Origin of the sequence: Pedobacter rhizosphaerae (assembly GCF_900111155.1) — a bacterium.
Lineage (GTDB): Bacteria > Bacteroidota > Bacteroidia > Sphingobacteriales > Sphingobacteriaceae > Pedobacter > Pedobacter rhizosphaerae.
On sequence record NZ_FOGG01000010.1, the window covers coordinates 41,045 to 54,655 of the forward strand.

Annotated in this window: 10 protein-coding genes; 7 read left to right on the forward strand and 3 right to left on the reverse strand. The window is 40.6% G+C overall.

What is annotated here, in order from left to right:
• The first annotated feature begins 34 nt into the window (after positions 1–34).
• The 7 genes from BMX11_RS10025 (at position 35) to BMX11_RS10055 (ending at position 5,273) form a co-directional block, all read left to right on the forward strand.
• Positions 35–343, forward strand: coding sequence for a hypothetical protein (locus BMX11_RS10025; RefSeq protein ID WP_090883893.1), 309 nt, complete (start codon positions 35–37; stop codon positions 341–343).
• A 64-nt stretch (positions 344–407) separates the two neighbouring features.
• The gene (locus BMX11_RS10030; RefSeq protein ID WP_090883894.1) at positions 408–839 is read left to right on the forward strand and encodes a response regulator; all 432 of its coding nucleotides are present in this window, start codon (positions 408–410) and stop codon (positions 837–839) included.
• A 602-nt stretch (positions 840–1,441) separates the two neighbouring features.
• Positions 1,442–1,846 carry a response regulator gene (locus BMX11_RS10035; protein ID WP_175474528.1) on the forward strand — a complete coding sequence of 135 codons (405 nt, stop codon included), beginning with the start codon at positions 1,442–1,444 and terminating at the stop codon, positions 1,844–1,846.
• A gap of 15 nt (positions 1,847–1,861) precedes the next feature.
• Positions 1,862–2,191: a DUF3471 domain-containing protein gene (locus BMX11_RS24820; protein WP_090883896.1), complete on the forward strand. Its 330-nt coding sequence runs from the start codon at positions 1,862–1,864 to the stop codon at positions 2,189–2,191.
• 221 nt (positions 2,192–2,412) lie between these two features.
• Positions 2,413–3,267: a COG1470 family protein gene (locus tag BMX11_RS10045; RefSeq protein ID WP_090883897.1), complete on the forward strand. Its 855-nt coding sequence runs from the start codon at positions 2,413–2,415 to the stop codon at positions 3,265–3,267.
• 34 nt (positions 3,268–3,301) lie between these two features.
• Positions 3,302–4,300 carry an ABC transporter ATP-binding protein gene (locus tag BMX11_RS10050; RefSeq protein WP_090883898.1) on the forward strand — a complete coding sequence of 333 codons (999 nt, stop codon included), beginning with the start codon at positions 3,302–3,304 and terminating at the stop codon, positions 4,298–4,300.
• Between the two features lie 10 nt (positions 4,301–4,310).
• Positions 4,311–5,273, forward strand: a complete 963-nt coding sequence (locus tag BMX11_RS10055) for an ABC transporter permease (protein ID WP_217643818.1) — start codon at positions 4,311–4,313, stop codon at positions 5,271–5,273.
• Between the two features lie 1,669 nt (positions 5,274–6,942).
• Here BMX11_RS10055 and BMX11_RS10075 read toward each other — a convergent pair.
• From BMX11_RS10075 to BMX11_RS10085, 3 genes are read right to left on the reverse strand one after another with little or no spacing between them, the layout of a single operon-like run.
• The gene (locus BMX11_RS10075) at positions 6,943–8,868 is read right to left on the reverse strand and encodes a TlpA family protein disulfide reductase (RefSeq protein WP_090883901.1); all 1,926 of its coding nucleotides are present in this window, start codon (positions 8,866–8,868) and stop codon (positions 6,943–6,945) included.
• Positions 8,869–8,879: 11 nt separating this feature from the next.
• A complete protein-coding gene (locus BMX11_RS10080; RefSeq protein WP_090883902.1) occupies positions 8,880–10,331 on the reverse strand; it encodes a RagB/SusD family nutrient uptake outer membrane protein in 1,452 nt (483 codons plus the stop codon).
• Positions 10,332–10,350: 19 nt separating this feature from the next.
• The gene (locus BMX11_RS10085; RefSeq protein WP_245738632.1) at positions 10,351–13,587 is read right to left on the reverse strand and encodes a TonB-dependent receptor; all 3,237 of its coding nucleotides are present in this window, start codon (positions 13,585–13,587) and stop codon (positions 10,351–10,353) included.
• Between the last annotated feature and the right edge of the window lie 24 nt (positions 13,588–13,611).

Sequence of the window (13,611 nt, forward strand, 5' to 3'; positions counted from 1 at the left end):
TCTTTAAGTTTACAAAGCTCAAAAGGCAAAGCCTATGGAAACCACATTTTCGATCTGCGTTACGCTCAATCTGAAGAAAAAAAAACTTCCCTACGGGAAGTTCAGCCTGGGCAGGGAGAAAGCCTTGTCAATGGAAATATTCTCAATGCTAAAAGGGAAGAATGGCGACGGACATCCCTGCGCCATCCAGATGGAGCTTTCCCAGGAAATTGCAGGCCTTCCCGTTCCGATAAGTATGATCTATTGCAGCCTTGAAGAACTAAAGGAAAATGTCGCAGTAATTTCCAGGGAGATTTTCCGAATTGCCCAACTCGAAGAGGGAGATATCATCCCCCTTCAATAAGGGTAAAGTAGTATAAAACTAAACCTAAAATCAAATGTTCTAGACCACTATAAAGAGAATAATAATGGAAAAAAAGAAAATATTCATCGTCGAGGATGACCTGATGCTGCTGGAAGCCATTCAGGATATCCTGCTTGAGCACGGTTATAATTGCCAGGGTTGCTCCTATCCTGAAAATGCAATCCAGATGATCGAAGAATATCGACCTGATTTAGTCATACTGGACTACATGCTGCCGGATTGGAACGGAGGAGAACTCTGCAGCGCAATACGGGCCATTGATGATTTCGAATATATGCCCATCATCATCACCTCCGCCTATGCAAAAATCCTGCTATCACTTTCCGAATACGGATGTGATGCAATACTGGAAAAGCCTTTTGCTATATCAGAGCTCATCCAGCTCATCCAAGTACTGCTATCTACAAAGCGCAGCGATAGCGGCCTGCTTCCCAAAATAAAAACGTTGATAAAAAGTGCAATACCGGGAATATAGGGACAATCTAAAATATAAGCCCGAATTTTGTCTTCAGGTAACAATCATTAAAGATGCCAGGTTTAAAATTAAATTTGTTTTTTTAGATCCACTGCAAAACTGAGGGGGGGTATCCCCATGATAAAAAATTCCGTTGGTATTTTTGCGCGGCTTTCATAAATTTTCCAATTGTAGTAGAGATGGAATATAGCCTAAATAATCGCTCTCTAAAAGCTAAACTCAACATTCGCATAGAACTCACACCAGCTTTGTTTTGCATGCAGAAAGCTGACATCTCCTTAAAACTCCTTGTTATTGACAACATCGCTATTAAGACTGGCTGTAAATCCTTTTAATAACAACCAGGTAAAACGAATAAAAATGCAAGCTTAAGGTGTGGATTTTGTTAAGAGTTCGCATCATCAAAAAAACTATAAGGTAAAAAAGCTTCACTTTACAGAAAAATATACAGTGCCTCACCGAAATCACCGACAACTGCATAATAACCAATTTAACCTGAATTTTAACCAATTTACATCCTTGATTTTAGGAGTTAACCCATAAAACAGCCAATACGAAGGGTTTTACCTATACACACAAAGCGGGTTAGGAAATAGATGGTGATGGTGGTTGAAGATGATGCTGCGATTAGGGATATCATTGGTATAATACTGGAAGAAGAAAATTATGAGGTCAGGCTTTGTGCGAATGCATGGTCTTTTAACCGTGAGATTTTAACTGCTATGCCGGCTTTACTGATTTTTGATGTCCGTTTGCCGGATGGAGATGGTAAGGATCTTTGTAATCAGGTGAAAAAGGATTTGCGTACCAGTGAAATTCCTGTGGTATTGATTTCCGCACACTCTTCTATGAGGGAAGTGAGTACAAAATGTGTTCCGGATAGTTTTATTGCAAAGCCCTTTAATAGTGGTGATTTGTATCGCAGGTTAATGCAATGGTCAATTAGGGCCTTGTTTACGATCAGGCCCATTATTCCTCACATCCCTTCCATCAATCATTTATTCTAAAGTAGTATAAGCTTATTGAGCCCCTCAATAAAACAGGTAACCGAACCAGCATTAATTACAAATAGGCCAGCGCCTCTTGACCAATTAAAACTGGAAGAATACACGGGAAATTACTATTCACAAGAAGTGGATTCCAAACTAACCATATCACTTCAGGATGAGCAATTAATAATTACCCCTTATTCTAAGGACATATTTGTTCTAGTCCCTAAAAGTGTAGATTCCTTTCGAATCCTAAATTCAAAAGTCATCGTTGATTTTGACCGGCAAGATGGAAAACATCACAGAGTTACGCTTTACAACTCCGAAGGTCAGAAATGTTTCATTTTTGAAGTTATAGGCTAACAGCTTTTCAGATCGATCAAAAATCTTATCATATTTAATTGATTATCTTAGGCCACTCAACAAGGATAGAAGTTAGTTCTAAAAAAGCAAGATAGACTAATTGTTAAAAAATGTTAAAGTATTTTGAAAAAACCGTACAGTTTTTTTGTTTTGAAACCTAATCAGATAATAGGAACAGAAAACATTTTTTAGAGCAATTACTAACATTTTTGGTTTAGATCATGTCAACACAATTACTTCTCAAACCTTCGCGTAGGGGATTACTACGCAAACTTTTAGTTATAGCATTAATAACAACGGGGGTGCCCGGCTATTCACAACAACAAGCTGCCCAGGAAAAGGTATCAACTTTGACCGCTAAACTGGTCAACATTGAGGCGGCAACGAACGAACCCTTTCGCTATTCTGTTACGCTGCACAACGGCACAGCCACACAGCAGCTCTTTGAGCTCAAAGCCGAACTTCCAGTGGGATGGCAGATGAGTAGCCGAGTTGATGGCAGCCAGGTGACCTCTGTAAACTTAGGGCCCCGAGAGACCCGTGAGATTGCCATTGAAATCTCCGCTACCAGTAGTGCTCAGGTGAAAAAGTATATCATACCCTTCAGTGCCACTTCATCCGGACAAACTCTTTCGCTCCAACTGGAGGCGGTTGTAAAAGGATCATATGGAGCTGCTTTAAGTACTCCAACTGGAAGACTAAGCGAAGAACTGACCGCAGGATCGCACAAAGAAATTGAACTGGAGGTCCACAATACAGGCACATTACCACTATCCTCGCTCAGCATTTCCTCACAGCTTCCAAGTGGATGGGAAGCAAGCTTTTCACCAAGCCAAATTGAAAAGCTGGAGGGTGGAAAGAAAATGGTCATCAAGGCGACGCTAAAAGTACCGGATAAGACCATTGCAGGCGATTACAATGCCACATTTAACCTTACAGGAAATAATGCCACCACACAGGCAGCATTCCGTATTTTCATTAAAACCTCCATGCTCTCCGGGTGGATTGGGATTATAATTATTGCCATTGCCATCTCAGCGGTGTACCTGCTCGTACGTAAATTCGGACGCCGTTAAGCCTCTTTACTATTAACTCTGAATAATAAGAAAGATGGAACCAATCATAGACTTACGGGACCTAAGCAAGTGCTATGGTTCCCATACCGCCGTGGATAAACTAAGCCTTCAGATTTCGCGCGGGGAGATATTTGGGCTTTTGGGGCCAAACGGGGCAGGGAAGACTACGAGCATACTCATGATGCTTGGACTTACTGAACCCGATAGCGGCACAGCAAGGGTATGTGGACTTGATGCCACAAGAGATGCTATTGCGATCAAACGAAAAGTTGGATATATGCCCGACAATCTGGGATTTTATCCACAGCTAACCGGCCTGGAAAATCTGGTCTATATTGCCAGGCTGAATGGACAACCTGAGAAGGGAATAAAACACCATGCCAACGCAATCCTGGAACTGGTAGGATTAAAGGAAGATACAGCTAAGCTGGTTTCTAAATATTCACGCGGTATGAAGCAACGGCTGGGACTGGCTGAGGTACTGATCAAGAAACCCGAACTCATTATACTTGATGAACCCACTTTGGGTATTGATCCCACTGGCGTAAAGGAATTTCTTGAACTCATCTCATCCCTGCAAAAAGAACAGGGGCTCACCGTACTGCTCTCCTCACACCACTTGCATCATGTACAGCAGGTATGTCACAGGGTTGGCATATTTGTGAAAGGAAAACTGCTGGCCACAGGTAATCTCCAAACCCTTGCCGCTGAGCTTTTCGGTGATAGCGGTTTACACACTTACATTCAACTGACAGCACCACCAGCAGATGCTGAGCAACTAAAAGCTGAATTTACCAGTTGGCCAGAAATTAATAGCCTGGATATTCAGGCGAATACCTTGAGCTTCAATACCAGTGAAAACATCACTCCAAAACTCATACGAAAGCTCATCGACTTGGGAGAAAATATTCAGGCCGCCAGCCAAAAACAATATGGTTTGGATGAGATTTACCAAAAATATTTTGAACATACTACTAATTCTACCTTGGAAAATGAAAATATTAAGCGCAGGGTCTTTTTTGGCCGCAAGTAAAAATAACCTAATGAAAAGAGACCAATACAACCCTTTTAGGGTAATGGTGAGAAAAGAAATTTCAGACCAGGTGCACAGCTGGCGATTTATTTTATTGCTTGTTTTGATGCTCCTTACCTTTGCAGCCTCAATGTACATCTCAGCATCCAATATCCGCACAGCTTTCAGCAACACGGATGACCCAGACCACTCTTTTCTATATCTTAAGCTGCTAGGTGCCACAGATGGTTCGATGCCACCATTTCATGTGCTGATGAGTTTTCTCGCGCCATTATTAGGCATTAGCATGGGCTTTGATGCCATTAACTCGGAACAGAACAGTGGCTCCCTTACCAGATTACTAGCCCAACCCATTTATCGGGACAACGTACTGCTTGCCAAATTCTACAGCGGTATGCTAATTATCGGTACCCTTTTTATTTCACTAACCCTGCTGATGTTGGGTGCAGGGCTGATCATTACCGGAGTAAGGATCGAGCCTGCAGAGTTATTGCGTGTTTTGGCATTCGTGATTATTACTATCGTTTATGTGGGGTTTTACCTGAGCCTATCCATACTGCTTTCGATCGCTTTTCGCCAGGCAGCAACATCGGCGCTATGCGCGCTGGGGGTCTGGCTGTTTTTTACAGTTTTTTACCCCATGATCGTCAATCTGGCCATCAGGGCCATATTACCTGATCCGGCTAACCTCAGCCAGGCGCAGATTTTGGGATACAATGAACTCATCTTAGATATCATGAGAATGGCTCCCGGCCAGCTTTACAGCGATTCATCAACTACCATACTTATGCCGTCCATTAGGAGCCTGGGGCCGCTGAGCATGGAGCAGCTCTCTGGCGCGATCCCTTCCCCACTTCCCATCCGAGAAAGCCTGGTAATTGTATGGCCACAGCTTAGCGGACTGCTGGCGGGAAGTATTGCCTGTTTCGCATTGGCATATTATCTTTTTATGCGCAGAGAGATCAGGAGCTAAATACCAGCTAAGTACTTTTAGCAAAAAACCAAAATTAGAAATTACAGCCCTCTATTAATTATTGATGACAGAAAAGAAAGGACTGCTGGAAAAATTAGTATTTGTTGATCAGATGTCTGTAAAAAGACAGATTTTCTTATGGGCCTAAAGTTTGTGTTATAGTAGACATGGATGAGCTTTTTCGCTGTCCTATTTAGATGTACCTCCAAATCCGGGAGACGATCTTTTTTTGATGATACTAGGCCACCGTGGCTGTAATATGTTTCCTTAGAATTTTATACAAGAGTTCAATATCAAACGGCTTTTTGATGTATCCATCAAAGCCAGATTTTAACGCAACCGTATCGATGTTATTGTTGCAGCTTGTAGCGATAACAGGTAGGTTGGGATAGCATTGTTTAATGGTTCTTAGGATCTCCAGACACTTTTGACATCTATCCTAAAGTCAAGAACGACAACGTGAGGACGCTTGGAGTCAATGAGTGAAATGAAATCTGCATCGGAGTCCTGAAGCGCATAGACAATAAAATTTTCGTATTCCAGGGCTAGAGTTAAAACCTCTAATACCGAACTGTCCGTTTCCTGCAAAAGTATTCTTCCCATACTACCTACTTATTTGTTAACCAAAAAAAGAATGCAAACTGGCGAAGCCAAGGTTTTTGGACGGCGCAAAATATACAATAAGTATTTGAAAAACATAAAAGGTTATTCTAGTAAGATCAGAGACCGGAAGGAATTCAAATTTAGGATTATGTATGTTGTTCTTGTTTGATTAAGACTCATCGTATAAATATAAAAACACAAGCTAATTTTACTTCATCTTTTTCCGAAGGGGTCTTCTCGGAGGTAGTGCTCAGCAGTTACTTTTCAACAGGATGTTTAAAATTAAATCATTAGAAAAAATTAGCTGTTTATAAATTTAGAAATCAAAAATCTGATCATGAACGCAATTACTAGTATTGAATCTTATAGAAGAGCACTCCTAAGAATCAATTACCTTATGAATAAAGGTAGCCAGGGAATATCTTTCTATGAGCTGTCTGAAATTACTGCTCTAAGACTAGCTGCTTCTGAATTTGAGAAGATACGTTACGACCATTCACTATCTAACGAAATTGTCGATCATTCACTGTGATACAACATATCTTAACCATAACCTTAGAATCGAGAAAATGGTCTAACCACAAAGTCGATTTACCATTCCTAAATAGCTATTTTCCAACCCCACTGTATGCGCGTCTTGAACGCGCAGCAGCAAAATGCTGGCGAATTTCATCTCGTGAATGAGGACATTTCAAAAAAATTGATGCGAATTCTATTCCAATTACTCGATAACTCGGAATTAAAATTGTTCATGGCTCGATTGGCTATTGCGCGAGTCAATCCATACACCTATTAGTGGTGAACCCACAGCCAAGTAGGTCATGCTTCGCAAACAATGAGATGAAAATACTAGAATATTGGAGTTATGGCGTTATAAATAAGAATATCAACCAGTAAAACAACCTGAATTTCAAAGATGATAATCCACTATTGAGTCAAATGACCAGCCATAAGATCCATTCTGGGGTTGACTATCGAACTATTTGCTTTTGTTTTAGGTAATGAAACATCAGCCCTCAGATAAATCTGAAGGCTAATGTTTCATTTACACAAATGTATTTGAAGGTTATTTTCCTTCACTCTTACCCTGAAGCAATACCGAAATTTGTGCGTCGAGTTTTTTCTGTAATATTTCGCCTTCAAATCCGATAGTTCTAAATTGTAACTTGCCGGCCTGATCAATTACTGCAATGGTAGGAATCACAGTAAAACCTAACTTTTCGCCAATATTTTTATCGTTATTGAAGTAAACCGGAAACTTATATTGTGGATTTTGCTTCACCCATTTCTGGGCATCTTGTATGGTATTGTTTGATCCGCTATTAACCACCATAAACATCACATTGGAATTATTTTTGTATTTTTCGTAAACCTTATGAAAATAGGGCATTTCTTGCATACAAGGCACACACCAGGTAGCCCAAAAATCAAGAATAACAATCTTCCCTGCCATCATTTGTTGGGTAACTGGCTTTCCTTCCAAAGTAACCAATCCAGATAATTCTGGCCCAGGCTTGTTCATCATCAGAGCTTTTGTTGTAGCCTGGAGCTGTGCAATTTCAAGTTTCTCAAGTTCTGAAATTTTTGTTCTAAAAGCATCTTCAGAGCTGTTGTATTTCAAAAAATAATCCTTTGCACTTTTTAAAACCACCGAGTCAGTAGGATTTTTAACCAGCAATCTCCAAAGCGTTTTAAAAGCGAGTTCATTTTCGCCAAGGCCTGCAAATACATTTGCACTGTTTATTAGCGCTTCTCTTCCATCAGATATTTTTACGACTTTATTAGCTAATATTTTAGCCGAATCTAATCCTTGTAGTCTGATATAATTTAATGCTTTTAATGAATATAGTGCTGACTTTGCTTCTGCAACTGCCTGTTTTCGGGTGCTGTCTGCCACATACGATGGAATATGACCAAATTCTGGGAAGTATCTGATAATTCCCACTGGCCACTGGTCTGCCAGTGCTAAAGATTTATCAGCATAAATTATGGCCGCTTCAGGTGCAATTTCATTGGCCGTTAGCTTTGCAGATATATTTTTGAAGGTTTCAGGAGTGTATGGATTGGCTTTAGTATATAATTTTGAAGCATGATAAAGCGCTTTTGCTGCGTCTTTAACCGAAGCATAATATTCAAATAACATCTTATGGATACCTTCCGATCCTTCCTCACCGAGATCATCACTTTTTTTCAACAAAGCCTCTAATTTTGCTACCCGAACCTTAGGATCTTTTTCTTTGGCGATAATACCGGCTCGAAGGTCTTTGGATAAATCAGCATCCGGAAAACGGTCCATAATTACCTTTCGAACTGAATCCAATCTGGTTTTTTCTCCAATCATCAGGTAGCCCATCGTTACCAGGTTAACATTTCCAGGCAACGTAGGATTCTCTTCGAGTTTATTGGCAATAATTTTACGGGCCTCCTGCCTGAACCTTAATTTTTCTTCAGGCTTGCTGGCCATTGCCATTTTCACTACGAGTTGCGCTACTTTAGCTTCGTAATTATCCGGGTAATTAATCAGTTCATGATTTAATAACACTAACTTGTTGGCTTGCAAATTTGGCGACTTGGGCATTTGGGCAGACAGGCTATAGGATTCATGCAGCAAACTGTTTTTAACCCTTTTTTCGCCATCGTATACGGGTAAAGTATAGTGTCGATCCGTTGCGGGCTTTTGTATTTCTTCCCCGTTTTGGAGATAAAAAGTAGCAAAAGTGGCAAACCTGCCGGCTACAAAGGTAGCTTTCCATTTATTCCCTTCCCGTATCATGGGCATTTTCCAGGGAAGATCATAAAACGTTGAATAGGTAAAAACGATTGTTACAGAAGGGGCATCGGCTGCAATCTTCCCATCAGCCAGACTAGGATCGTAAGTGATCGTGATCAAATCACCACGTTGTACTTTGGTTGGATTGATGGATAAAGATTGACCCTGAGTCTGCAAAACTACAGAAAACAGGATCAAAAAACCAAGTATTGACTTTTTCATAGGTATCATATCTAATTATATCCAGGATTTTGAACCATATTTGGATTAGTACGCATAGGCTCATTTGGTATTGGAAATAAAACGGCTGTCGATTTCCATGTAGTTTTGCTTTGAGATAATATATCATCCGCACGTGTTTTGCTTGCATCTCCCGATAAACTTTTCCATCGTTTCAAATCTAACCAGCGATGCCCCCATTCTGAAAATAGCTCTACCCTTCTTTCCTGCTCTACCTGAGTCATAGCAATCGCCTGCGATGTGGCAGTGGCAAGCGGAGATAAGCCTGCACGGTCACGAATAATGTTCAGGTCATCTTTCGCTTCTGATAACTTGTTGAGTTGAATTCTTGCTTCTGCACGGATGAGATAGGCCTCGGCAAACCTGAGCACCATGGAATATTCTGTTGCAGCAGCACCAGAAGCTCCAACCCTTACTTTATATTTGAAAGGATAACGATGAATTACCGGTGGAGTTGCGCTAGTAGAGTACTCTCCAACCCAGTTGGTAAAGCGTTTATCTCCCGCCTCGAAACCTGTTTCCAGGCCTAAAGAGCCTTTAGTTAAACGATAAAAAGGTGCTCCGGTAGAAATCAGTGTATTGCCTTCCCAGGTATTCCGGCCGCCGAGTGTATTTACAACCTGAAGCTGCCATACCGCTTCATTGCTGTTCTTTAAAAAGACCTTGCTCATATGTGCTGCATTGTTCGGATCAGTATTTTTCAATAGCGAATACTGGCTAGTAGTGGCAATTACCTCACTGGCTTCAGTTTCGGCCAGCGCATGGTTGCCAATATAAAGGTATGCCCGTGAAAGTAAAAGTGTAGCAGCAGTTTTATTCGGACGAATGCGTTCGCCATTTCCAGGATAGGCCAATACTAAAAGTTGTTTAGCATCTTTTAAATCCTGAATAATAGCGGCATAAACTTCTGCCTTTGGCGTTCTCGCTTTGCTGGTATTGGTTAATACATCGGTATTTAAGATTAGCGGAACATCTCCAAAGAAATTAACCAGATAAAAATGGCAAAAAGCCCTCATAAACTTCGCTTCACCCAGCAGCTGATTTTTTACTGCTGGGCTTAAAGTCGTAGAGGCATTTACCCCTTCAATAATAGCATTTGAACGATAAATAAAATTGTATGGCGAAGACCACATTAACCCTACATAGGTATTGCCTGGTGTAAGTGCATTATTCTTGAACTCATCGAAATTGGCTAGTACCGAGGAATATACAAATTCGTCTGCAGCCATAGCACAGGTAAAACTGGTAAGTACATTGGCAAACTGATAATTAAAAGCATTCATATCGCTGTAGATTCCAACCATGGCCGAGGTTGCAGTGGCATCAGTAGTAAAAACGCTTCCTGTAACCAATTGATCTTTCGGATCTTCTATGTCGACATATTTTTTGCAGGACACAATTGAACTTAACACTGCAATCGATAATATATAATAGATAATTTTCATTTTGATTTGATTTTAAGGATTAGAATGAAACCTGTAGTCCTGCTGTATAAATACTTAACGGAGGAAGTGCATATCCTTTCGTTTCCGGATCAAAGCCATCATATCCGGTAATGGTAAATAGGTTTTGTGCCTGAAGGTATAAGCTGATGTTATTGAACTTCCAGCTCTTTAGCATTTCCGAGAAGTTGTATTTTAGCGAAACATTCTTCAATCTGATAAATGAAGCATCTACCCAGTTGGCACTTGAGAGACGATAGTTATTCTGGTATGCGGTATAGGTTGGTTTGCCAGCGGTTGAGCTTGCTCCAGGAATAGAAGCCTGGTTTCCAGGGGTCGTCCACCTTTCCAAAGCGCTAATATCTTTGTTTCTTAATGGGTAGCCGTTCGAATAGCTCAGGTAGCCATAATTTAAACTCGGTCCTTCCTGCTTGACAAATTGGAAAAAGAAATCGAAGCTGAAGTTCTTATAGGTAAAGCTGTTTTGTAAACCTCCGTAAAATTTGGGCATGCTGTTTCCAATCACCACCAGATCTGCAGGATCTGAAATTGCCTTATCACCATTTAAGTCCCTAAATTCTGGCACCCCAGTGGCAGGGTTAATACCCTGAAAATCAAAACCCTTTACAATAGCAATAGGCTGGCCGATTACAAAACGATTAGCATTGGCCGAATTTGCAAGATCCGGGTATTCCAGTAATTTTGTGCGTGCGAAAGTTATGTTAAATGAAGTATTCCAGGAAAATTTTTCCTTTCTTACATTAACCGAACTCAGTTCAATTTCCAATCCTTTGTTTTCTACCAAAGCTGGAAGATTGGCTTGATATTGCGTAAAGCCTGACTGAGAAGAAAGGGTACTCCCAATCAATTGATTATTTGATCGGTTTCTGTAAAAATTTGTCGTTAAAAGTAATCTTTCATTGAAAAATCCAAGATCCAGACCAGCCTCTATTTTTTTGTTCACTTCCCAACTATAATTTGGATTTGGGAAACGGCTTGGTGCAATACCACCAATACCTCCATACGGGTAGCTTGTAGGCGACCAGCTATCCAGAAACTGATAATCCCCGATTTGATCGTTACCCACGGTTCCGAAACTCCCCCTTAGTTTACCAAAGCTTAAAAAGGAAAGGTTATCCTTAATGAAAGATTCATTAGCAAATAACCAGGCCGCACCTACTGCACCAAAATTCCCGAATCGGTTATTGGGTCCAAATTTAGAAGAGCCATCTCTGCGGAAAGTTCCGTTAACGATATATTTTTCATCCCAATTATAAGTTAAACGACCAAAAACCGAAGTATAGCGATATTTAGTATATGTGTAGGTACGAGGCGTAATTAAAGTTGCTGCCTTAATATTGTCGAGCTGTTGATCACTTACATAACCACTACCAACAAGCGACTGCGTCTCCCTTAAACTATGCTGCCATGTTCCGCCAATCAAAGCCGAAAGTTTGCCTTTACCAAGGTTTAAGTTATAGTTTAGTTGTGGCTCTACAATATAGGAATTGAGTTTTCCATCACCATAATTTGCTGAGCTTCCGCTATAGGTTAGAGGATTAAAACCCAATTTTGGAAAAGTTTGGGTTTGATCCATGTTCATCCTGTTAAAACCAGCGCTAACCTTTGCTGTAAGGCCACGGATAAGTTCATAACTTAATGAGGTATTTCCAAAAATATTGGTAGTATTGGTAACGTTGGTTCGCTCGAAATAGGCCATTGGGTTTTGCTCGTTTCCAACCCAGTAATAATTGCCTAGTGCATCATATATGGGAAAGTTGGGGGCCAAATTGAAAAAACTAGTTACATCACTTGGCAAATTATTATTTTGATCGAGTGTATACTTCAAAGAGCTTGTAAACTGGAACTTCTTATCCAGCGAACTATGATTTAAGGAAAGATTTAAGGCACCTCTTTTATAACCAAGATCTCCGGGAAGAACCGTTTTTTCGTCCCTAAAAGTTCCGCTGATCAAATAATTGGTTTGTTCATTACCTCCTTTAAAACCTAACTGCAACTCGGTTAAATTCCCTGATTCTCCGATTAACTTATCTTGCCAGTTTTGATCGAGATTTTGATCCCATAGCAGTAAATCTGGCGCCTGGGTTTCTGTTGGTGTTACTGCATCATTGGCATAAGCTTCACGTCTCATTGCCAGATACTCGGCACCATTGAGCATTTTTACCCTTTTATTAATCGAAGAAATACCAGTATAAACATTCGCGTTAAATTCTGGTTTGCCGGCCTTTCCTCTTTTTGTAGTAATCAGGATAACACCATTGGCGCCCCTGGATCCATAAATGGCAGTTGCATCGGCATCCTTTAATATATCAATTTGTTCAATATCACTTGGGTTGATACTGCTTAAGGGAGTTTGAGCACCATTGGCAGCATTAAAACTTGATAAGCTCTCTGAAATAAAGGGTACCCCATCAACGATATAAAGTGGATCATTACCCGAAGAGATGGAGTTCTGGCCTCTTAGCCTAACAGTATAACCAGAACCTGGATAGCCTGTAATTGAAGAAATATCAAGTCCGGCAACTCGGCCTTGTAAGGCAGCTAAGGGATCTGCTACTGGCTGGTTGGCGATCTGGGCTGCACTTACAGAAGTCACCGAACCTGTATTTGCCCTCCTAGTAGTTGTACCATAACCAATTACCACAACAGCATCCAGCGTTCCAGCTTCAGGTTTTAAACTGATGTTAATTGTTGTACCGGCACTTACCTTGGTTTCTATGCTTGCATAACCAATATAACTGAATACCAGAACATCATCTGTTGAGGCCTGTATCCTGAATGCACCTCTACCATCTGTAATGGTTTGCACTGCCTTACCTTTAACCCTTACAGAAACCCCCGGCATCTCTTGTCCCTTTTCATCTTTAACAACTCCGGTAATTTCCTGTCTGGTAAAACCTTGTTCGTCCCTTGCAATAGTGGATCGGGTAATAATAATGCTATTATTTACTACCTTATATTTGAGGTCATTATGTTCAAATAGTTCATCCAAAATTTGTTTAACTGATCTTGTTTTAGCTATCAGTACTGGCGCTTTTAATCCGGAAATGACTTCATTACGATAAGCAAAACGAAATTCGGTTTGTGCTTCAATTCTGGAAAATGCATCTTTTAAGCTGCCTGAAGGAAACCCAGAGGAAATATTAATCTCTTGAAGATTTTGCGCCGAACCCGGCGTTGCAAACAGACTGCCAATAGTAAAAATGGAGATCAGTAGTAAGACTGCATTTACTTTCATAAAAAATCTCAGTTTTTTGATTAT

Excerpts from the sequence above, each read along its gene's own strand:
- BMX11_RS10045 (WP_090883897.1), top strand. The coding sequence starts at position 2,413 with ATGTCAACACAATTACTTCTCAAACCTTCGCGTAGGGGATTACTACGC.
- BMX11_RS10025 (WP_090883893.1), top strand. The coding sequence starts at position 35 with ATGGAAACCACATTTTCGATCTGCGTTACGCTCAATCTGAAGAAAAAA.
- BMX11_RS10080 (WP_090883902.1), bottom strand. The coding sequence starts at position 10,331 with ATGAAAATTATCTATTATATATTATCGATTGCAGTGTTAAGTTCAATT.
- BMX11_RS10035 (WP_175474528.1), top strand. The coding sequence starts at position 1,442 with ATGGTGGTTGAAGATGATGCTGCGATTAGGGATATCATTGGTATAATA.
- BMX11_RS10050 (WP_090883898.1), top strand. The coding sequence starts at position 3,302 with ATGGAACCAATCATAGACTTACGGGACCTAAGCAAGTGCTATGGTTCC.
- BMX11_RS10085 (WP_245738632.1), bottom strand. The coding sequence starts at position 13,587 with ATGAAAGTAAATGCAGTCTTACTACTGATCTCCATTTTTACTATTGGC.
- BMX11_RS10075 (WP_090883901.1), bottom strand. The coding sequence starts at position 8,868 with ATGAAAAAGTCAATACTTGGTTTTTTGATCCTGTTTTCTGTAGTTTTG.
- BMX11_RS10055 (WP_217643818.1), top strand. The coding sequence starts at position 4,311 with ATGAAAAGAGACCAATACAACCCTTTTAGGGTAATGGTGAGAAAAGAA.
- BMX11_RS10030 (WP_090883894.1), top strand. The coding sequence starts at position 408 with ATGGAAAAAAAGAAAATATTCATCGTCGAGGATGACCTGATGCTGCTG.